Source organism: Botrimarina mediterranea, from assembly GCF_007753265.1.
GTDB classification, from domain to species: domain Bacteria; phylum Planctomycetota; class Planctomycetia; order Pirellulales; family Lacipirellulaceae; genus Botrimarina; species Botrimarina mediterranea.
This window is the reverse complement of record NZ_CP036349.1, coordinates 3,592,694-3,613,035: the sequence shown is the minus strand read 5'-3', so window position 1 is coordinate 3,613,035 and position 20,342 is coordinate 3,592,694. Positions and strand designations below refer to the sequence as shown.

15 protein-coding genes are annotated in these 20,342 nt (G+C 63.8%); 4 read left to right on the top strand and 11 right to left on the bottom strand.

Going from position 1 to position 20,342, the window contains the following annotated elements:
- Positions 1 to 154: 154 nt before the first annotated feature.
- Positions 155 to 733 carry a phosphonate degradation HD-domain oxygenase gene (locus tag Spa11_RS13865; protein WP_145113230.1) on the top strand — a complete coding sequence of 193 codons (579 nt, stop codon included), beginning with the start codon at positions 155 to 157 and terminating at the stop codon, positions 731 to 733.
- 8 nt (positions 734 to 741) lie between these two features.
- Positions 742 to 1,893: a TIGR03364 family FAD-dependent oxidoreductase gene (locus tag Spa11_RS13860; protein ID WP_145113228.1), complete on the top strand. Its 1,152-nt coding sequence runs from the start codon at positions 742 to 744 to the stop codon at positions 1,891 to 1,893.
- 10 nt (positions 1,894 to 1,903) lie between these two features.
- Here the strand turns inward: Spa11_RS13860 and Spa11_RS13855 are convergent, their stop codons facing one another.
- A complete protein-coding gene (locus Spa11_RS13855; protein ID WP_145113226.1) occupies positions 1,904 to 3,199 on the bottom strand; it encodes an aspartate aminotransferase family protein in 1,296 nt (431 codons plus the stop codon).
- Between the two features lie 46 nt (positions 3,200 to 3,245).
- On the opposite strand from Spa11_RS13855, the gene Spa11_RS13850 reads away from it, so the two are divergent.
- Together Spa11_RS13850 and Spa11_RS13845 are read left to right on the top strand one after the other, a co-directional pair.
- Entirely contained in the window at positions 3,246 to 4,601 is a 1,356-nt protein-coding gene (locus tag Spa11_RS13850; protein ID WP_231932932.1) for an AraC family transcriptional regulator, read from the top strand.
- A gap of 249 nt (positions 4,602 to 4,850) precedes the next feature.
- The gene (locus tag Spa11_RS13845) at positions 4,851 to 6,062 is read left to right on the top strand and encodes a DUF5690 family protein (RefSeq protein WP_231932931.1); all 1,212 of its coding nucleotides are present in this window, start codon (positions 4,851 to 4,853) and stop codon (positions 6,060 to 6,062) included.
- 49 nt (positions 6,063 to 6,111) lie between these two features.
- Here Spa11_RS13845 and Spa11_RS13840 read toward each other — a convergent pair whose 3' ends face one another.
- The 10 genes from Spa11_RS13840 to Spa11_RS13795 all read right to left on the bottom strand — a co-directional run bounded on the left by Spa11_RS13840 (position 6,112) and on the right by Spa11_RS13795 (position 20,130).
- On the bottom strand, positions 6,112 to 6,735 hold the full coding sequence (locus tag Spa11_RS13840; RefSeq protein WP_145113220.1) for a riboflavin synthase: 624 nt from the start codon (positions 6,733 to 6,735) through the stop codon (positions 6,112 to 6,114).
- Between the two features lie 98 nt (positions 6,736 to 6,833).
- Positions 6,834 to 8,291: a glucose-6-phosphate dehydrogenase gene (gene zwf / locus Spa11_RS13835; RefSeq protein WP_145113219.1), complete on the bottom strand. Its 1,458-nt coding sequence runs from the start codon at positions 8,289 to 8,291 to the stop codon at positions 6,834 to 6,836.
- Positions 8,292 to 8,412: 121 nt separating this feature from the next.
- Positions 8,413 to 8,817 (bottom strand): hypothetical protein, encoded by a 405-nt coding sequence (locus Spa11_RS13830; RefSeq protein WP_145113217.1) that lies wholly within the window; start codon positions 8,815 to 8,817, stop codon positions 8,413 to 8,415.
- A gap of 135 nt (positions 8,818 to 8,952) precedes the next feature.
- Positions 8,953 to 10,398: a decarboxylating NADP(+)-dependent phosphogluconate dehydrogenase gene (gene gnd / locus Spa11_RS13825; RefSeq protein ID WP_145113215.1), complete on the bottom strand. Its 1,446-nt coding sequence runs from the start codon at positions 10,396 to 10,398 to the stop codon at positions 8,953 to 8,955.
- A gap of 257 nt (positions 10,399 to 10,655) precedes the next feature.
- Positions 10,656 to 12,461 carry a M12 family metallo-peptidase gene (locus Spa11_RS13820; RefSeq protein WP_145113213.1) on the bottom strand — a complete coding sequence of 602 codons (1,806 nt, stop codon included), beginning with the start codon at positions 12,459 to 12,461 and terminating at the stop codon, positions 10,656 to 10,658.
- Positions 12,462 to 12,503: 42 nt separating this feature from the next.
- Entirely contained in the window at positions 12,504 to 13,670 is a 1,167-nt protein-coding gene (locus tag Spa11_RS13815; RefSeq protein WP_145113211.1) for a response regulator, read from the bottom strand.
- A gap of 123 nt (positions 13,671 to 13,793) precedes the next feature.
- Complete coding sequence (locus tag Spa11_RS13810) at positions 13,794 to 17,231, bottom strand: PAS domain S-box protein (protein ID WP_145113209.1); 3,438 nt, start codon at positions 17,229 to 17,231, stop codon at positions 13,794 to 13,796.
- A 168-nt stretch (positions 17,232 to 17,399) separates the two neighbouring features.
- Positions 17,400 to 18,257 (bottom strand): glycosyltransferase family protein, encoded by an 858-nt coding sequence (locus Spa11_RS13805; RefSeq protein ID WP_145113207.1) that lies wholly within the window; start codon positions 18,255 to 18,257, stop codon positions 17,400 to 17,402.
- Complete coding sequence (gene waaF, locus Spa11_RS13800; protein ID WP_145113205.1) at positions 18,254 to 19,309, bottom strand: lipopolysaccharide heptosyltransferase II; 1,056 nt, start codon at positions 19,307 to 19,309, stop codon at positions 18,254 to 18,256. The genes Spa11_RS13805 and waaF overlap by 4 nt, the downstream gene beginning before the upstream one ends.
- A 185-nt stretch (positions 19,310 to 19,494) precedes the next feature.
- Positions 19,495 to 20,130, bottom strand: coding sequence for an HAD family hydrolase (locus Spa11_RS13795; protein WP_145113203.1), 636 nt, complete (start codon positions 20,128 to 20,130; stop codon positions 19,495 to 19,497).
- Positions 20,131 to 20,342 lie beyond the last annotated feature (212 nt).

Sequence of the window (20,342 nt, the reverse complement as noted above, 5' to 3'; positions counted from 1 at the left end):
GGAGCCTACCATTTCGTTTAGCTCAGCGGTTCCGTTAAGACTGGCCGAAGGCGTCAAATCTTTTGCGCATGGTTGCGGGGGCGGCGGAGGGCAGCCCCGGTACGGTGTTGCGCTTGCCTTCGACTCTCTACAGACCCTAGCCCACCTGCAAGAAATGGATTCGATCGCATCCGATAGCCGGACAAGCGAGGAGATCGACAAGCTTTTCGCCCGATCCGGGGGGTCTCAATACGGCGGCGAAGCGGTCACACAGCTCGAGCACGGACTGCAAGCGGCATCGCTGGCTGAACAAGAGGGGGCGCCTGACGAGTTCGTCGTGGCCGCATTGCTGCACGACATCGGCCACCTGCTGCACGACCTCCCCGACGACGCGCCCGACAACGGCGTTGATGACCTGCACGAAAATCTGGGCGCCGCTTGGATCGAAAGCCGCTTTCCTGCGTCGGTGCTAGAGCCCGTGCGACTCCATGTGGAGTCGAAGCGGTACCTTTGCGCGGTCGAACCGGGGTATCTCGAAGCTCTCAGCGAACCCTCGCGCGTCAGCCTCCAGCTGCAAGGCGGGCCGATGACAACAGACGAGTGCGAGTCATTCCAGAAAGGCGAGTTCTTCGTCTCGGCGATCCGCCTGCGGCGATGGGACGACGAGGCCAAGGTCGCGGGGCTCGCCACCCCGCCCCTCAGTCACTACAAGAAGTATATCGAGGCGGTCGCCATTCCGGCGGAAGCCAAGTAGGGAACGCCATGCCTGAAAGAGTCGCCATTGTCGGCGCCGGTATCGTCGGAGTCGCCCACGCCTGGAGGGAATCTGTCCGCGGCGCGCAGGTGACGCTGTTCGAACGCAGTCGCCGCGCCGAGGGTGCGTCGGTTCGCAACTTCGGCATGGTCTGGCCGATTGGGCAACCCCTCGCCACGCGCGACGCGGCTCTGTTGAGTCGCTCGCTATGGGATGAGTTCGTCCGTGAAACAGGCGTCTGGTCGAGCCCTCTGGGTTCAATCCACCTGGCGGTGCGCGACGACGAGTGGCGAATCCTCGAAGAGTTCGCCGAGCAGGCGCCCGGGCTTGGCTACGATTGCAGATTGCTCGACGCTCGCGAAGCGAGGGCCGCGTGTCCCGCAGCGACCGCTGACGTGATCGGCGGCCTTTTCAGCCCGACAGAGTTAGGCGTCGACCCCCGCCAGGCAATCGCCGCCGCGCCCCGTTGGCTCGCCGAGACCTTTGGCGTGCGTCTTGAGTTTGAAACGACCGTTTGCGATATCGATCTCCCGCGCGTTCGCTCAACCGATGGACGCGAGTGGGACTTCGATCGGGTAACGGTTGCGAGCGGCGCGGACTTCGCGACGCTTTATCCCGAGGTCTTCACCGAGAACGCCCTCGCACGCTGCAAGCTGCAAATGATGCGGACGACGCCTCAGACGGATGGCTGGCGACTCGGCCCGATGATCGCCAGCGGTTTGACACTCCGCCACTACGCCAACTTCGCTATCTGCGAAGGGCTGCCGGCCTTACGCCAGCGCGTTGCCGAAGAAACACCGGAACTCGACCGGTACGGCATCCACGTGATGGCCGCGCAAAACGGTTTGGGGGAAATCGTCCTTGGTGACTCTCATGAGTATGGCGAGGCGATCACGCCCTTTGACAGCGATGAGATCACGAGGCTCATGCTCCGTGAGCTACGGCGTTTGCTGGACCTGCCCGATTGGCGCCTTGCGGCGCGGTGGCACGGCGTCTATCCCGTCCAAGCCAATGGCGTGCAGTTTGTACACAACCCGACGCCCGGCGTGACCATCGTCATCGCCACGGGCGGGTGCGGCATGACGATGTCGTTCGGTCTGGCGGAAGAGATGGTTTGTGGCCGAGCATCAAGCCGTGTTCCTAGCGTTGCCCGAGGGTAGCGCCTGCGGCTCAAGAAACATGAGCTTCCGCTAGCTCGCTTGCTTCAAGGGTCTCGGCAAATCGTTCGAGGAACGCCTCGCAATCCGCTTCGCTGTGCGCCAGTGACAGATAGAGCTTCGTTCCCATCGGATTGAGGAAGACCCCGCGCTTGAACAGTTCCAGCATCACTCGCCGCGCCGCCAACGGGTCGCGGTGCTGGCTGGTGCGATAGTCGTGCGGCGCCGCCGGTACCAGCGCAAATTGAGCGAGCGGGCCGTCGCCGAGGACGTGCGCCTCGATCGAAAGCCCGTCGAGCACGCGACGCATCCCGTCCCGCAGGTAGTCGCCTAGATCGTGAAGTTGCTCGTAGACGCCTTCCGTCGATAGGACATCGAGCGTGGCGAGTGCGGCCGTCGCCGATAGAGGGTTTCCACCGAGCGTCGATGCGGTCCAGACATAACTTCCGCGGCCGGCGCGATCCTCCCGCGCAAGGTCCATCACGTCGCCGCGCCCTCCAAAGACGCCAATCGGCAACCCGCCACCCAACGCTTTGCCGTAGGCCACCAAGTCCGGCTTCACGCCGTAGTAGGCCTGAGCTCCGCCAAAAGCCAGGCGGAAGCCCGTGACGACTTCGTCGAAGACCAATAGTACGCCGTGCCGCTGTGTCGATTCGCGTAGGGTCTCGAGGAAGCCTTCCACGGGCGGAAGACAGCGTTGCAACGGCTCGACGATCACCGCCGCCAATTCGTCCGCATTCTCCGCGATAAGGTTGCTGGCAAGCTCGGCGTTGTTAAACGGGGCGACCAGCACCCGGCCACCCTCGTGAGCGACGAGACCATCGCTGGAAGGTTCTGCCAGCGGATAGTCGAGCCGCTTCGAGGGAAACAGGCTTGTGACGCCTACGTCGTGCGCGCCGTGGTAGGCGCCCTCGAAGCGCAGAACCGTTTGACGACCCGTGTGGGCCCGCGCCAGCCGCAGGCAGTACATCGTCGCTTCGGTGCCCGAAGCGCAGAACCGCACCTGCTCACACGCCGGGCTCATGCCGATGAGGCGTTCGGCTAATTCCAGCGAAGCCTCCGTAACGGTCGCGAAGTTCGTCCCGCGGCCCAGTCGCTCGGCGACCCGGCTGGTAATCCGTTCGTCGGCGTGCCCCACAAGCACCGACCCCCACCCCATCGAGAAGTCGAGCATTTCGCGCCCCTCGGCCGTCCAGAGCCGGCATCCCTCGCCGCGGGCGACGACGGTGGCCAGTTCTTCTGGCAGGTTGAACTCGCCGTTGCTGCCGGCGGGGAACGCGGCGAGAACTCGGCTTCTCGGATTCTTCATGGTTGGGCGCCACACTACCGCGGCGATAAAAGATCGTGGCTGTCGATTGAAGGCCCGAGACTATTCGGCGTCGATTGAGACCGCCACGACTCCGCACGCATTTCACCGCGCGATTCGCGCAGAGTGGATCGAACTGAGTGCTGGCGACGAGGGCTTTCAATTCATTGTCTTACCTCCCGACGATTCAGTTGGCGCCAAGGGCAACTCGAAGATGAAGGAACAGAAGCGAATCGCACTGTTGATCGACACCGCAACTTCGTGGGGCGCCGGGCTCATCGAGGGCGTCGCCGAGTACGCGAAAGTCCACGGTCGCCGCTGGCTTTTCTCGCTCGAGCCCCGCGGGAAATACGATCGCATGCTGCTCCCCGAGAAGTGGAAGGGTGACGGCGTCGTCGCTCGCATCACACACCGCGCCTTGGCCGAGCAGCTGATCGCCGGTCGCACCCCGGCTGTGAACGTCTCGTGGTTCCGATACGGTGAAGACCTGATCCCCCGTTGCACCTGTGACGAGGCCGCCGCCGCCGAGATGGCGGCCCGCTACTTTCTCGACAACGGCTACCGCCAGTTCGCCTATTGCGGCTCAACGCTGCGCCCCAGCTATCACGACCGTCTCGGCGAAGCGTTCGTCGAAGCCTTGCAGCGGGTGGGCCACGTCTGCGATCGCTTTGCTCCCGACCACGAGAGGTTCTCTCGGCTCGATTCCGAGGAGCAACTTGCCGAACTTTCTGAATGGCTCTTGCGGCAGCCACGCCCCGTGGCGCTCTTGGCGTTCGACGACTTGCAAGCGCGACAAATAACCGAAGCCTGCGCGCAGTCGGGCATTCTGGTGCCGGACGACATCGCTGTCCTCGGTGGCGAGCACGACGAGCTCAGCTCGCGGATCTCGAGCCCGCCTCTCTCGGGGGTCGATCAGAGCCCCGTCGATGTCGGCTACCGCGCGGCGGAGATGCTCGACCAGATCATGTCGGGCCAACCACTCCGCAGCACGAACGTCCTCTTGCCGCCACGTCGGATCATCACCCGCCAATCGACTGACCAGGTCGCCGTCCCCGACGAGATGCTCGCCGACGCGATCCGCTATATTCGAGAACATCACGCCGGCGAGCTGCGAATCCGCGACATCCTCCGTGAAGTGCCGCTAAGCCGCCGCGCTCTGGAGATCGGCTTCCGCCGCCATCTCGGCCGCACGCCTCGCGAAGAAATCCGCCGCATCCGCGTCGAGCGCGCGCTGGCGCTGCTGTGCGATACCGAACTGCCAATCACCAAGATCGCCTCGCAGTGTGGGTTCGATCGCCCGGAGCTGCTCACCAGGGCGTTCCGTCGCGAACTCAACGCGACCCCCTCGCAATTCCGCAAGCGGCTAAGCCGCCATCGCACCGCCGTGCCGATAGCGAAACCATGAGAGTGTCGACGCCGATTGTTCTAATCAAGATCGCACGGCCATTGCAGAACGGCTTCGCACAATCTTGATAGTCGAAGGTTAGCTTGGGATTCGATTCCGTTTCCGTCCAAGGATAAGCCACGCGATATGTCACTCGAGTCGCCAACGGCCTCGGCCCCTCGTTCGCGGATAACGGCCTGGCTAGATCGAGCAAGCCCGACGGCGTTCTCAACCTACTGCATTGTCGCCGCGTTCACGACCTATTTCTGTATGTACGCGTTCCGCAAGCCTTTCACGGCCGCGGAGTTTGCTGATATTTCGTTGATGGGGCTCAGCTACAAAGCGGTGCTCGTCGCCGTGCAAGTCGCCGGCTACACGCTCTCGAAGTTCATCGGCGTCAAGGTAATCGCCGAGATGCCCGCCGGCCGCCGCGCGGCGTCCATCCTCGCGCTGATCGGACTAGCCGAGGTCGCCCTGTTAGGGTTCGCGCTCGTCCCACCGCCCTACAACTTCCCGATGCTGTTCCTCAACGGGCTCCCACTGGGGATGGTCTTCGGACTCGTCGTGTCATTCCTTGAGGGGCGGCGCCTTACCGAGGTCCTTTCCGCTGGGTTGTGTGCGAGCTTCATCGTGTCGTCCGGCGCGGTAAAGTCGATCGGACGCTGGATGCTGGTGGAAGGCGGCGTCGGCGAGTTCTGGATGCCGTTCCTGGTTGGCGCCATCTTTGTTATGCCCTTGACGCTCGCGGTCTGGATGCTCAGCCAGACGCCGCCGCCAAGCGCCGCCGACGTCGTTCATCGCACCGAGCGTGTCCCGATGGACCGCGCCAGCCGGGCCGCCTTCTTCCGCCGACATGCGCTGGTGCTGACAGGCCTGGTGGCGATCTTCGTTGCTCTCACCGTGCTGCGAAGCCTACGCGACGATTTCGCCGTCGAGATCTGGCGCGACCTCGGGCACAGCGGCGCGCCGTCGGTCTTCGCGATCTCCGAGATGTGGGTCATGCTCGGTGTGATCGTCATTAACGGCGGCGCCGCGTGGATCAAACCCAACCGGTCGGCGATGCTCTTCTCGCTCGTGCTGGTGCTGTTCGGCTTGGTGCTCGTGCTGCTGAGCTTGCTAGGTCGCTCGGCGGGACTGCTCGACCCCTTTATGTTCATGGTGCTCATCGGCCTCGGAGCCTACATTCCGTACGTTGCCTATCACACCACTGTCTTCGAGCGTTTGATCGCGCTCTATGGCGAACGCGCAAACCTTGGCTTCCTGATCTGTGTGGCGGACGCCGCGGGCTACTTCAGCTACGTCGTCGTCATGTTTGCTAAGCCGCTGCTTGTAGCGCAGAGTTACCTAAGCCTCTTCACGCTGCTCTCCTTCTGGATTGCAGTAGGCTCACTCGCCATCGGCGCGGTGCTGCTAGTTCACTTCGCCCGACCAACCAACGCTAGCTCGGCAGCGGCAGAGCCGCTAACAAGCACCGTGTCATAGCTCGCTAGAATTCTTGGCGATTCCTGGCGTTCTTGGCGTCGTGTGGTTCCTACTGCCGCCCCGCCAATTGCCGCTCGACATACTTCGCCAGCACGTCGGTCTCGATGTTGACGTGGTCGCCGACCTTGCGGCCGCCGAGCGTCGTGACGCCAAGCGTGTGCGGAATCAGCGCCACACTGAACCGTCCCCCCTGCGCCAAACCAACAACGGGTGGCAAGTCTTCGACATCGACGAGCGTCAAACTAACGCCGTCAACCGCTACGGAGCCCTTGCTCGCCATCTGGCGGATTTGAATAGCAGGGACGTGGAACCAATACTTCGACCAATCACCTTCTGGCTCAATCGCATCAACAACGCCGAGGCAGTCGACGTGGCCCGTAACATAGTGCCCGCCGAGTTGGTCGCCGGCCTTCAGCGAGGGCTCGAGATTCACTCGGCTACCGGCTTTTAGGTCGCCAAGATTCGTGCGCGAGAGCGTCTCGCTCCCCGCCTGAAACGCGACCGCATCGCCTTCAATCCCAACGACCGTCAAGCAGCAGCCGTTGATGCAAACACTGTCGCCAATCGCCACACTGCCGGCAATCAACGCGTCACGCACCGTCAGCCGCACGCCGGGCCCTTCTTCGGCGAGCGAGACGACTTCAGCGAGGGATTGAACGAGGCCGGTGAACATGAAGCGGTTAGCGGTTAGGCGTTGGCGGTTAGCAGGCTAAGCCGCAAAGCGGCCCTTCTTGGCTAACAGCTAACCGCTAACTGCTAACCGCTCGCACGTCAGTGCAAAACGGGACAAGCATCGAACCATTCGCGGCGCTGCGCCGCCATCCACTCGGTGCATTCGACCGGGCCCCAGCCGCCGGGCTCGTACGTTAACAGCTTCGGCTGGTCGGTCGCGGCCCAGGTGTTAAGGATCGGGTCGCAGATGCCCCACGCGGCTTCGACCTCGTCGGCGCGGGCGAAGAGGCTCGCGTCCCCTTCGATCGCGTCGAGCAGCAGCCGCTCGTACGCCTCGGGGATGCTGCCGCCGAAGTTCTTCTGGTAGTTGAAGTCGAGGTCGGTCTGCCGCATCGTCATGCCGGCGTCGGGGACCTTCGTTTGGAAGTGCATCTGGATCCCCTCGGCCGGCTGCACCTGGATGATTAGGCGGTTGGCGTCGCGGATCGTCTTGGGCCCTTCCTTGAACAGCATGTGCGGCGGCTGGCGGAACTGGATGACGATCTGTGTCGTGCGGCAGCTCATCGCCTTGCCGCTCCGCAGATAGAACGGCACCCCCTGCCAACGCCAGTTGTCGATCCCCAGCTTGATCGCCGCAAAGGTCGCCGTTTTGCTATTCTCCGGCACGCCCTCGGCTTTGAGGTAGCCGTCGTACTGGGCGCGGACCGTGTCGCGGGCGATGTCCTTGGGCGTCTTCGGACGGACCGCGAGCAGCACCTTCACCTTCTCGTCACGCACCGGGTCGGCCGCGTAGCGCGCGGGCGGCTCCATCGCGGTGACCATCAGCAGCTGCAGCAGGTGGTTCTGGATCATATCCCGCACCACGCCCGCCGAGTCGTAGTACCCGGCGCGGCTGCCGACATTGACCTCCTCGGCCACGGTGATCTGCACGTGGTCGATGTACTGTCGGTTCCAGATCGGCTCAAAGATCGCGTTGGCGAACCGCAGCACGAACAGGTTCTGGACCGTCTCTTTGCCGAGGTAGTGGTCGATGCGATAGACCTGATGCTCCTTGAAGTGAGCATGCACGGTGTTGTTCAAGGCCTTGGCCGAAGCGAGGTCGATGCCGAAAGGCTTCTCGATAACCACGCGGCGGTCACAGCCGCCGTCCTCGCAAGCGAGCCCCGCCTTGCCGAGCTGTTCGACCGCCTGCCCATAGAACCGCGGCGCTGTCGAGAGGTAATAGACCCGCGATGCGTTCTGACCGCCTTCAAGTTCGCCAAGGAACTTGCCGAGCGCGACGAAGTCGGCTTGGTCGCCGATGTCGCCGGCGTGATAGAAGACCTGCTTGGCAAACTCGTCCCAAACCTCCGGCTTGAACTTATCGCCAGCGAACTCCTGCGTCGTTGCCCGCAGGTCCTTCCGCCACTCGTCATGCGAAAACGCGGTGCGGCTAAAGCCCACGATCCGCGCATCCTCCGGCAAACGTTTCTTGCGCTTGAGGTTGTACAGCGCAGGGATCAGCTTGCGGCTGGTGAGGTCGCCCGAGGCGCCGAAGATAACGATGGTGTGCGGCATGGGGGTCGTTTAGTTAACCACGGAGGCACAGAGGACGCAAAGAGGGAGGAAGGTCAGCTTCGTAGGTCAGGCTGTGCCTGACGTCCCGCGATCCGTTGCGGTTGAAGCGTCGGGCACTACGTTACTGCTTATGTCCGCCGGCAACGAAGTCAAAAAACAGCCTGTCGCCAATCTTCAGTTGAGGGTTGTCCGAGTATTCGGGTTCGTCAAACGTCCCACCGCAAGCAATGTCAATCGCTTTCTCTCTTGTTGCAGCGGACCAATCGGTTCGCGTCAACCAAACTTTCGGCGGCCAATCAGCGTGTCGGTCAATCCCATTGTTCTTCAATCCCGCCCACGGCTCCGTTGAAGCGGTCAGTTCATGAAGGTCTCGAAATCTACTGCACCGCACTTGCATGGTATTCATGCCTTGCTGTGAGCGTACGATGACAAAGAAGTAACCGTCGTAGTGCTGAGCTCGCTCGATTTGTCTCGCCCGTTGGTCAACTGCAAGCACTAACGCGACCAACCCGATCACAATCAGCATCGACCGCAGTGAAAATCTTGCGAGTCTCGATAACCGAAGTCGAGGAACCGGTATCTCGATCTTGATATGTCGCTCTTCCGACATCAATTACTCGACCTTTCTCCGCGCCCTCCGTGCCTCTGTGGTTAACCAGCCTCACGAAGGATCCTTCCGCAGCTCAATCCACTCCGTATGGAAAAACTCCCCGCGTGGCTTGTCGGTCCGTTCGTAGGTGTGGGCGCCGAAGTAGTCGCGTTGTGATTGCAGCAGGTTCGCGGGCAGGCGTTCGCGGCGGAAGCCGTCGTAGTACGCCAGGGCCGTGTAGAACGCCGGGACGGGGATGCCCAGTAGGGCCGCTTGCGACACGACGTGACGCCAGGCGTCTTGGGCCTTGTCCACCGCGTCGGCAAAATAGGGCGCCAGGAGAAGATTCTCGAGCTTCGGGCTCTTGTCGAACGCTTCCTTGATGCGGTCGAGGAACACGGCGCGGATGATGCAGCCGCCACGCCACAGCATCGCGCAGTCGCCGTAGTTGAGCGGCCAGTCGTGCTCGACCGCAGCCGCCTGTAATTGCACGAAGCCCTGCGCGTAGCTAACGATCTTCGAGGCGTAGAGCGCCTGACGCACCTGCTCGATGAACTGCTTTTTGTCGCCCGCGTACTTCGGGTTGGGTCCCTTCAGCAGTTTGCTGGCGCGGACGCGCTCGTCTTTGCGAGCCGAGAGGCCACGGGCGTAGACGGCTTCGGTCACCAGCGTGCTCGGCACGCCGAGGTCGAGCGCCAGTTGGCTCATCCACTTGCCAGTCCCCTTGGCGCCGGCCGTGTCGAGCACCAAATCGACCATGTCTTTGCCGGTCTCAGGGTCCTTGACGCTGAAGATGTCGCGGGTGATCTCGATCAGATAGCTGTCGAGTTCGCCCGTATTCCATTCGGCGAAGACCTCGTACAGCTCGTCGTTGCTGAGGCCGAGGCCCTCCTTGAGCATCGAGTAGGCCTCGCAGATCAGCTGCATGTCGCCGTACTCGATGCCGTTGTGCACCATCTTCACATAGTGCCCGGCGCCGCGGGGGCCGACCCACTCGCAGCAAGGGATGTCGCCATTGGGCCCAACCTTGGCGGCGATCGCCTGGAAGATCGGCTTGAGGTGCGGCCACGAGTCGGGCGAGCCGCCCGGCATCATGCTGGGGCCCTTGAGGGCGCCCTCTTCACCGCCGGAGACGCCCGTGCCCGAGTAGAGGAAGCCCGCCGCCTCGACTTCTTTGGTGCGCCGTTCGGTGTCGGCGTAGTAGGTGTTGCCGCCGTCGATGATGATGTCGCCCGGCTCGAGGTAGGGCGTCAGCTCTTTGATCACGGCGTCCACGGCGGGGCCCGCCTTGACCATCATCATGACCTTGCGCGGGCGCTTGAGGCTCTTGCAAAGTTCTTCCACCGTTTTGCAACCGACGAACGCCTTCCCCTTCGCCCGGCCGTTGACGAAGTCCTCCATCACGCTGGTCGTGCGGTTGTAGACCGCGACGCGGTTGCCGCGGCTCTCGACGTTGAGGGCCAGGTTTTCGCCCATAACGGCCAGGCCAATCAGGCCAAAATCGCACAACTCGCTCACGGCAGCCTCGCACAGGAGAGGAAGAACGTCACCCAAAACCGCAACGGTAGGGCGCGACCGGCGTGGTGGTCAATCCGGTGCGACGGGAACCGCCAAGACGCCAGGAGCGCCAAGGAACGCCAGGGAAGAAAAAGCTAGACGGGATTTACAGGATCGACAGGATAAGAGTTCCGTCAATTCATCCCGTCGATCCTGCTAATCCTGTCAAAAAACTCTTGGCGATCCCTGGCGCTCTTGGCGTCTTGGCGGTTCCGTTATTAAGGAAGGCCAAGGCGCATGAGTGAATACGCCGGTAGGGCTTCGATCCGGCGGTCGATCTCTTCGATCTGGGCGTTGAACCGTGGGTCGCCTTGGCCGCCGTAGGTTTTGACAACGTCGTTCAGCGGCAGGCCTTCGGGGAGTCCGTCGATGGCCGGCAGGTAGTTGTCGATGCGGAAGCTCGTCGCCAGCCCGGCCGTGGGGGGATTGCCGGCGAGCACGCCCTTGGCGAACCGCACGCCGGCGCGGTCGGCGGCGAGGTCGGCGAAGCTGAAGCCCGAGCCGCCTTCTCGTGTCGCATCGGCCAGCTCTTTGCCGAAGCCCCAGAGGTAGGCCTCTTTCTCGCCCAGCAGCGCCGTCATCGCCGCCGAAACGAAGAAGTGCTTCACGAGGTCTTCGCGCCCGCGTGCGGTGGGCTTGCCGAGCAAGTTGAGCCGTTGCCGACGCTGTCGATCGGGTTCGATGCCTTCGACGGCGGCCCGCGTGCGCGGGTTCATCCGCAAGGCGCCGGAGTTATCGATCGCGATCCCGACGCCGATCACAAAGCCCTTTGGGTCATCCGCAGCCCCAGCCGCGGCGCGGACGAGTTCGTCGGTAAGCTCGTCCCCCTTGAGGCGGGCGTCGAAGTCTCGCTTCTGATTGCTCGCGGCGGCGCGTGTGACCGCTTCGATCACCGCGGCGGCGGCGGCTTCGCTGCGGTCGTCGCTGGTGACGGCGCCCGAGTCTTCGGCCTTGCCGTCGCCCCCAACCTGGGCCAGTCGTCGCAGCAACGCCACGCCGGCCGGTTCACCCGGCGTCAGCGACGACAGCGTTGTGTAGACCTGTTGCAGGCGATTGCGCCGCGATTGCGTAATGCCTGCCAAGTCACGGACGCCGCGCCGACGGACTTCTTCGCCAACCATCGCGATCGCCAGCGTGTTCACCGGGTCGAAGCGGACGACCTCGCTGCGCAGACGCACGGGGCGATCGCCGAGCACCGGTCGCATGACACTGGCGGCTTCCGGGCTATGACCGGCACCCAAGTAGTGGCCAAGCTCGTGCACCAGCAGCTCGATCCGTTCCGCTTCGCTGATCCGCGGCGACCACTCCCGGAGCATCACGTGGCGCCGCAGCGGGCCGCGTGTGCCGCCCATGTGCTGCCGCCCCAGTTGGAGGCTGTACTGGCTCGTGAACCCGATGGCGATCGCGTCCTCCGGCGGCGTGATGGTGTTCTCGAACTCACGGAAAGACTGCGTGAAGTCCGTCACCGCGTTGTTCGACTGCCAAGTCTGAAAGCCTACCGGCACGAACTTCACGCCCGATTGGCGTTCGACGATCTCCGACGCCTTCTTCAGCCGCTGAGTGAGACGGGACTGCCACTGCGCCTCTCGCATCGGCTCATCGTCGTCCACGCAAACGATGACCTTCACCGGCGCGTCACTGGGGCCGGCGCCAGTCCGCCAGGCCGCGGGGTTGGGCGCCCCCATCACCTCACCCGTCAAACCGATCCGCCGCAACTCGACGCCGGTGTGCCCGCCGAGCGTGTGGGAGACGAACCGGTAGATCGCGTCCGCAGCGAGCGCCTCGGACTTGCGATTGAGACCGGCGCCATAGGTAGCCGTCAGCGGTGTGCCTGAGAAGAACGGGATCGAATCGCCCGGCGCGATCATCTGCGACAGCTTGGCGCCGGCGCTGCCGACCTCGACGGCGACCGGCGCCGTCGTGTGGTTGGCGATCACGACCGTGGCCGCATCGGCCCGCGCCGCCAGCGCAGCGACCAGCACCGAAAGGGCGAACGGGCGGAGCACGGAGCATCGGTCAGGCATGCCCCCATTTTAAGGCATGCGCTGGCTAAAATCGCCTGTTTTTTAGACCGTTTGTGCCGTGACGGCTTCCGGGAACGCGGCGAGGAACGAAGCCCGGGTGACGATCACCGGGGGAAGCACGCCGCGGGAGGCCTTCTCTTCCTTGAGCTTCTCGATGTGGGTCTGACTCAGTTCCCGGCCCGACCGCAGCAGCGTCGCCCCGCCGGCGCCGGTGAGGTCCTCGAACAGCACCAGTCCCGGCTGCAGATTCTCGATGTCCACGGGGACTCCCTCGACTTCGATGTCGCTGGGATAGGCGTCTCGAGCCGCGGCGGCGAGCTTGTCATTGAGCGCCGGCAGCGTCTTGCGGATCGCCTCCATCGCGATGGCGCACTCGACGCCCGAGTCCACCATCGCCTCGATCATATGGGCCACACGCAGCAGCGCGGCGCCGTTGAGGATGACGTCCGACGGGTCCTCCGAGTTGGCGTGCACCAGCGCGCCGTCCGTCGTTGGAACACAGCGGATGATCTCGGCGACCGGGTCAAGCCGCGGGATACGCTGCACGATCCGCGCGGCGGTGGTGCAAGCGCGATTGAGCTGCATGTTTGCTTGTGTCGGCGAGACGTTCACGCCCGACTGCTGCTGCGTCTGCATCGCGAAGCCGAGCAGGAGGACCTTGGCGGCCACTTTGTACTCCCACCGCGCCGGCAGCAGGCAACGCTGACGGAGGTCGTCGAAAATCTGTTCGGTCTTCCCCGAACGCCCCACCAGCCTCGGCTGCAGCGTCTCGACGACGTCGGCGAAAACGCCCAGCGCGCCGACGAACGTTTTGTTGAGCAGCTCGCGCTCCGACGCTTCGAGGTCGTACTGGTGCTGCGCCTGTGCGACGGCGGCGGCGATCTCTTCGGGGCGGCAAGGTTTGGTCAGGAAGCGGAAGACCTGCCCCTCGTTGACGGCGCGGATCGCCGTCTGCACGTCCTGGTTGCCCGTCAGCATCATGTAGACGGTGTGCTTCGCGACTTGCCGCGCCTTCTCGATGAATTGCACGCCGTCCATCCCCGGCATCCGCATGTCGCTGACGACAACGGAATAGGTGGTGGATCGCATACGGTCCAGGGCCTCGGGGCCCGAGAGCGCCGTGTCGAGATTGAGCTTCAGTCCGAGACAACGCTCCATGCTTGATAGGAGCATCTGGTCGTCATCGACGAATAGCACGCGGTTGTCCATGGCCTACACCGATTGCAAGAAAGCGGGGTTCGTTGATCGATTACACAAAAGAGTAGTTTTTTTGGCGGCGTGGCGTCGGCTCCAGACCGGCCTATGTGGTAGTCCGGTCCCGAAACCGTCTGCCTATATCATCACGTGTTCAAGAGGATGTTTGTGAAGGCTCGCGTCTCGGCTTCGGGGCTGCTTGAGCGGGAGCCGGACACGGAGGGTCGTCCCGGCAAACGGCTTGGTTTCGACGTCGATAGCTCCGCCGTGATTCTTGACGACGATGGAGTGGCTCAGTGACAGGCCTTGGCCGGTCCCCTTCCCGACTTCTTTCGTCGTAAAGAACGGATCGAAAGCACGCCGCCGAACGTCCTCCGGCATCCCGCTGCCGTTGTCGGTGAACTCGAATACGGCCTCGGCCCCCTCGGTGAAGGACCTCACCGTGATCAGGCCCGCCGGCGCAAGGGGGTCGTGTTCGCGCCGCTCGATGACCGCGTCGGCCGCATTCACAATCAGGTTCACAAACACCTGGTTGATCGCGCCGCCTTGGCATTCGACGTGCGGCAAGTCGGGATCGAGGTCAAGCGTCAGTTCGCCAGCCATCTTCCAGCGGTTGCGAGTCACGGTCACCGTGCTCGAGAGGCCCCGGTTGAGGTCGGTGAGCGTGTGACGCTGCTCGCCGGGGTGCGAGAAATCCTTCATCGCACGCACGATTTGTAGGACGCGGTGGACCCCTTCATGGCAATCGGCAATTGCCTTCGGAGTTTCTTCACGGATGTGGTCGAAGTGAACGCGCTTCAGCAGGTCGCGGATCTCAAGCTGCCGGTCACGCCAAGACTGCGGCGGCGCCATCGGGTCGAGCAGCCCCTCGAACGCCCTAAAGACCTCGAACCACGCGCCCGAGCACTGCTGCAGGAACTCGATGTTGTTCTCGACGAATTGCAGCGGGGTGTTCATCTCATGGGCGACGCCCGCCGCGAGCTGACCGATCGATTCTAGCCGCCGCGCGTCGGCGAGCTGCCGCTCCAGCTCACGCTGTTGTGTGACGTCCGAACCGATCGCGACAAGCACGTCACGGTCGAGCAGGCGGGCGGTCTGGACGTTTAGCAGGGCGGGGTAAGTCGTCCCGTCCCGGCGGACATGCATCGTCTCGAAGTCCTTCCGCGCCGTCTTGCCGGATAGAATGTCGGCGATGCGTTTATCAACGTCGGCATGAAGGTCCGCCGGGGTGATGTCGTACGGGGTCATCCCGCGTAGTTCTTCCAGCGAGTAGCCGAGGTTTTCGCGCGCGCCGCGGTTGACCTCCAGGAACTGCTTCGTTTTAGGGTCGCAGACGAAGAGGAGCTTGTTGGATTCTTCGATGATCTTCGCCATGCCAGCGTCGCGCATCTCCGCCGACTTCCGTGCATCGATATCGATGAGGATTCCCGTTAGACACTCTGGCGCGCCTTGCGGAGTCATCGAAACCGCGCGACCGAGTACCTGGACCCAGCGGTAGCTCCCGTCGGGACGCCGGAGACGGAACTGCCGATCGTACGGCTTGCCGTCCGCGACACTGGCCGCGTCCTCGGGCGTCCAGATCGTCAGGTCTTCGGGCGGCAAGAGGTTGCGTAGCGTCGAGATGTCGGGATGGAAGCTGAACTCTTCGATGCCGATTCGTTCGAGCCAGTCGGTGCTCAGCTCGAAGTAGCCCGTCGCGACGTCCCAGTGCCAGCGCCCGAGGTCGGCGCCCTTCATCGCCAAGTCGAGCGCCGCTTGGCTTGCTTCCAGTGCGTCGGCGAGCCGCTCGGCTTTGTGCTTCTCTTGGAGGATCAACTCCTGAGCTTGCCGTTCCTGGGTGCGATCGAGCTGGGTCACGATGACGGCGCCGCGCTCGTGCGCCGGGAGCGGACGCACCTTGACCTCGAAGCAGCGCTCGTCATCGGGCAGTTGGACAAGGCATTCGGTGTGGAACGACGGCCCACCGCCCCCAGCGATCCGCGTGACGGCCTCGACGATCTGCTCCGCCGAGCGTTGGTCATAAATCTTTCCGGCGCGATACAACTCCTCGAAGCCCGCGCCGACGCGGGCTTGGTCGCCGACGCCCGCCGAGTAGGCGAATTTGTCCCAAGTGCTGTTCGTCTCGACGATCTTGCCGTTCTCGTCGAGGATGCAGATTTGCAGATCGACCCCGTCCAATACCGCGAGCAAGAACTCGCCGTAGCCACGCAGCTCGGTGGCGTGCTGACTCATCAGCTCGGCCGTCGTCGTCGCTTCACCGTCGTGAAAGGCTTGCGATACCCGCTCGTGCAACGCAGCGGCGAGGGCGCCGGCGTCGTCGGCCTCATCGACCCGGATGGCGTCGGCGTGGGGCGCGCGGTTCGCCAGCGCGAGCGAGCGCCGCAGCGTCTGCAGATCGGACTCGATGCCGTGTTCGGACAGGTTGAGACCCAGTCGTTCTTCGTGAGGGGTCACACGGACCCACGATTTTGGCATGGCGAACGCCAGCAGTACGAAGATCGGCACGAACGACGTTACCGCAATCACGACTCCGCCAATCGCTTGGATGACGAACTCACTGATCCCGCCCTCGGCGCCAGGCGCAATCGGTTGCATCAAGAGACCGACCAGTCCACCAACGCCATGCACCGGAAACGCGCCGACGACATCGTCCACCCTCCACCGGGCAAGCAACGACGCGGCGGCCGTTGCCGCGAAACTCGCGCAGACGCCAACAAGCACCGCCGAGGAAGGAGTCGCCACGTTCGCCGAGGCGCAGATCGCCACGAGTCCCGCAAGCAGGCCGTTGATGACAACCTCGGGTGAGACGACGGGGCCACGGAGCCGACAGAAGCCGAGGCTCGCTGCCCCGCCTGCGGCGCCTGCCATCATGGTGTTGAGGACGACCAGCCCCACCGACTCATTGAACCCCAGCGTGCTGCCGCCATTGAACCCTACCCAGCCGACAGCCAGCAGCATCGCGCCCAGCATGGCGAGCGGCAGATTGTTCTTCGGAAAGCCCTTGGCGGCGCGTTGGCGGCTGAACCGTCCGAGCCGCGGCCCCACCGCGATGGCGCCAGCGAGCGCTGCGAAGCCACCCGTCACGTGGACGACGCCCGAGCCGGCGAAGTCGTCGAAGCCGATCGCATTCAGCCACCCGGGCCCGCCCGACCAGACGCCGCCCCAGGCCCAGTGCCCGACGAGCGGATAAACGACGGCGGCGATCAGTCCGCAGATCGCGACGTACGCGCCGATCCTTATCCGTTCGGCGACGGCGCCACTGACGATCGTCGTGGCGCTCGCACAAAAGAGCGTTTGGAACAGCAAGAAGGTAGCGAACCCGCCGGAGAGTCCGTCGCCGAACGCCAACGGGTTGCCGATAAATCCGCTCCAGCTGGCGCCAAACATCAACCCCGCCCCGACCGCGACGTACACCAACGGCGTCAGCGTCAGATCGACAAGATTCTTCAGCGCGACGTTCACCGCGTTCTTGCTGCGCGTCAGACCGGCTTCCAAGCAGAGAAAACCGGCCTGCATCAGCAGCAGGAGGCCGCTACAGGTCAGAAGCCAGAGCTGGTCGATCGCGGAGAGGTTCATCGTCGGCAGGGCAGCGTCGTGCAGTCGGAAGAATTCCTTTGCATTCCGAAGCGTAGAACCGCGATCGCAGCGCGTCAGAATCAGGACCTCTAAATCCCGAGGCCCGATGACGAACGCGCCGATTGTGACGGCTATGCCATCGCTGACATGAAGAACGACGGGTCCGGGCTACGAAGCCCAGCGATAGAGCGTCGCGAAGTTCTTTCGCATAAAGCCGTCCCAGTACGCGCGGTTGCGCCAACGCGGGACGTACTGATAAGGCGCCTCCCAGTCCTGGGCGGCGACGCGCTCGCGCATCACCGCCGGGTGCGTGCCGCAGAACGGCTCGCAACGTGACACGTCGTAGGCGTAATCCTCCGCGACCTGCCGCTCGGCTTGCTTGAGGCCGACGCCCTCGTCGCCGTTGTAGTAGCGCAAGAACTCGCTGTGCTTCTGGTTCATCACCCGCGGCGGGCGGACCCAGCCGTAGTGATAAATCCAAGCGCCGCTCGCCGCTGTGCGCAGCTTCCGCGTCCCGGTTGCCGTCGTGACGCCAAAGCCACACGCATCGCCGACCGATACGACGCCCACACCGTTCCGGACGATCCGCACCTGCTTGCGATAAGGCAACGGGTCGCGTAGGTCAAAACTGCCCTTGAAGTGGTGGTAGCGGAACGACAGCCCCTCAACTTCCGGCTTTTCCAGGTTGCGTTCCATCGCCCGGCGCAGCCGGTCGTAGTCCTGCTCGTGGAGGACCTCGTCGCCCTGCAAATAGAAGCACCAGTCGCCTGAGCACGCAGCGAGGGCCTTGTTCGTCTCCACCGCCAGCACCTTGCCGCCCTTCTGCAGCGCCGGGTCCCAGACGGTGTCGAACGCGCGGACCTTCGGCGAGCCGATCGCGCGCAGCATCGCGGGCGTTTCGTCGGTGCAGTTGCCGACGGCGACCACCAGCTCGTCCACCAGCGGCAAGAGCGACCGAATGCTCTCGACGAAGGGATAACCAAGTCGGGCGCCGTCGCGCAGGATCGTGAAGCCGCTGACTTTCATGCCGCCTTCTCCGCAAGCTTGTCGAGATGAACCGCCGCCGCGCGATAGACGCGCTCGACCGACAGGTCTTGCATGCAGCGGTGATGCTTTAGCGGGCACGACCGCTCCCAGCAGAACTGGCAATCGAGCTTTAGCGACAACGGCGTCTCACCCGCGTAGTGCGTGCGTGTCACGCTCGGATCGGTCGGCCCGAACAGGCTCACCACCGGTTTGCCGAAGGCGATGCCAAAAAACCGCGGCCCGCTGTCGGTCGTCACGAGCATCCGCGAGCGCTTGATGATCGCCTTCGAAAGCCCGATCGGCAGTTGCTCGACTTCGCCAAGGCTCCGTACGCGCGGCGAAGCGGCAAGCTCCGCGATCCGCCCCGCCGTCTCGCGCTCGCCGGGGCCGCAGTTGATGACGACCGAGGCGTCGCTCGTCGCGGTAATTCGTTTGGCAAGCTCGGCAAAGTGCTCGGCGGGCCAACCCTTCGCGTCGCCGTAGGCGCCGCCCGTGTTGAAGACGACGACGCGATCACCGCTCGGCAGACCGAGCCGCTCCCAGGCCGCGTCGGCGGCGGCTTCGTCATTAGCAGTCGTCGCCAGTCGCAGCGTCGGCGGGCGCCACTCGCCGCCCGTCGCGTAAGCAAGGTTCAAGTAAGAATCGATCGCCGGCAGCGGCGCGCGCTTGCCGGACTTCACCGGCTCACGCAGCCGCGTCGTCAGCAGCCACGAGCGGTAATCGCGGTCGTAACCGATCCGCTCTTGCGCGCCGCTCCGCCATGCGAGCCACGCTGTCCGCAGCGAGTTGGTGAGCAGTACCACCGCGTCGAGCCGCTCATCACGTAGCGCCGCGACAACCGCCCTGCCCTGCAACTCGGGCTGTTTCGCCTTTGGCTTGTAGAAGATGTTGCGGTCGATGTACCCGAGACCATCGACCACATCCGCCACGTACGGCCGCATGACGCCGACCATGTGACCGCTCGGACCGACCAGCTCGCGCAACGAGTCGAGCGCCGGCGTCGTCATGACGGCGTCGCCGATCCAGTTCGGTAAAAAAACGCCGAGTCGCATCCGTGCGGCTCCGTTAGTAAGTGGCTATCTGAAGCCGCAACTTACTCGAAAACCGCCGGCGCCAGCAACGTGAGTCGTTGGCCACGAAAAAGCACAGAAAGCACAAAGAAAGAGTTGCCAGACAAGAAGCACTTTTTTTGTGCCTCTTGTCCCTTTTCGTGGCCCGATTTCTTAGCGGCTTTCAGCTAGCAGTCGATGCCCCGTGCGCGGAGGTCGTACTCCAGCCGCGCCGTGTCGCTGAAATGCACCGCGTCGATGCCACAGGCGATGGCGCCGGCGACGTTTTCTTGGCGGTCGTCGGTGAAGAAGAGCTTCTCGGCCGGCACGCCCGCCTTGGCGATCGCCGCCTCATAGATCGCCGGCGAGGGCTTCATTGCGCCGACCTGGAAGCTGCCGATCTGGACCTCGAACACCTTGGTCAGCGTCGGGAAGCGTCCGTCGAGGAACCACCGCCAGTGCATCCCGCAGGTGTTCGACAACAGGCCCAGCCGGTAGCCCGCTTCGTGCAGCCGGTCGAGCAGTTCGAGCGACGCCTCGATCGGCCCAAAGATATCGTTCGACGCCTGCTCGAGCTGCTCCCGCTGCGGTCGTTTTCCGATCCGCTCGGAGAGCTGCTCAAAATACTCGTCGTCAGAGACTTGCCCGGCCTCAAGCTGCCACTGGAGGTCCCCCTCGCAAGGCGTTCCTGACGGCATCAGGGCTTCGCGCATGATGTGAGGCTCCACGCCCGCTGCCGCCGCCATCTGCCGCAGCATCTTGGCGTGGTCGAAGGTCAGCAGCACGCGGCCGAGGTCGAAATAGAGAAATTCAGGCGTCGTCATGGCGGTAGTTGTACCTCAATGATCGCCCCCTAGGCGAGCCGGGGTTTCCTCGCCCCCGGGGCCTGCATTTACGAAAGGAGATCGGGGGAGGTTTGGTGATAGGGGGGATCACAAGCGGACGGGTGAGGGCCCACTACCAAGAGCCGAGTGCGTCGCAGGGAGCGGTCGCTTGAAAATGGGGGATAAACGCCAGCCGCTCGGCGGCTGCCCGA

Excerpts from the sequence above, each read along its gene's own strand:
- Spa11_RS13865 (WP_145113230.1), top strand. The coding sequence starts at position 155 with ATGGATTCGATCGCATCCGATAGCCGGACAAGCGAGGAGATCGACAAG.
- Spa11_RS13860 (WP_145113228.1), top strand. The coding sequence starts at position 742 with ATGCCTGAAAGAGTCGCCATTGTCGGCGCCGGTATCGTCGGAGTCGCC.
- Spa11_RS13855 (WP_145113226.1), bottom strand. The coding sequence starts at position 3,199 with ATGAAGAATCCGAGAAGCCGAGTTCTCGCCGCGTTCCCCGCCGGCAGC.
- Spa11_RS13845 (WP_231932931.1), top strand. The coding sequence starts at position 4,851 with ATGTACGCGTTCCGCAAGCCTTTCACGGCCGCGGAGTTTGCTGATATT.
- Spa11_RS13840 (WP_145113220.1), bottom strand. The coding sequence starts at position 6,735 with ATGTTCACCGGCCTCGTTCAATCCCTCGCTGAAGTCGTCTCGCTCGCC.
- zwf (WP_145113219.1), bottom strand. The coding sequence starts at position 8,291 with ATGCCGCACACCATCGTTATCTTCGGCGCCTCGGGCGACCTCACCAGC.
- Spa11_RS13830 (WP_145113217.1), bottom strand. The coding sequence starts at position 8,817 with ATGCTGATTGTGATCGGGTTGGTCGCGTTAGTGCTTGCAGTTGACCAA.
- Spa11_RS13820 (WP_145113213.1), bottom strand. The coding sequence starts at position 12,461 with ATGCCTGACCGATGCTCCGTGCTCCGCCCGTTCGCCCTTTCGGTGCTG.
- Spa11_RS13815 (WP_145113211.1), bottom strand. The coding sequence starts at position 13,670 with ATGGACAACCGCGTGCTATTCGTCGATGACGACCAGATGCTCCTATCA.
- Spa11_RS13810 (WP_145113209.1), bottom strand. The coding sequence starts at position 17,231 with ATGAACCTCTCCGCGATCGACCAGCTCTGGCTTCTGACCTGTAGCGGC.
- Spa11_RS13805 (WP_145113207.1), bottom strand. The coding sequence starts at position 18,257 with ATGAAAGTCAGCGGCTTCACGATCCTGCGCGACGGCGCCCGACTTGGT.
- waaF (WP_145113205.1), bottom strand. The coding sequence starts at position 19,309 with ATGCGACTCGGCGTTTTTTTACCGAACTGGATCGGCGACGCCGTCATG.
- Spa11_RS13795 (WP_145113203.1), bottom strand. The coding sequence starts at position 20,130 with ATGACGACGCCTGAATTTCTCTATTTCGACCTCGGCCGCGTGCTGCTG.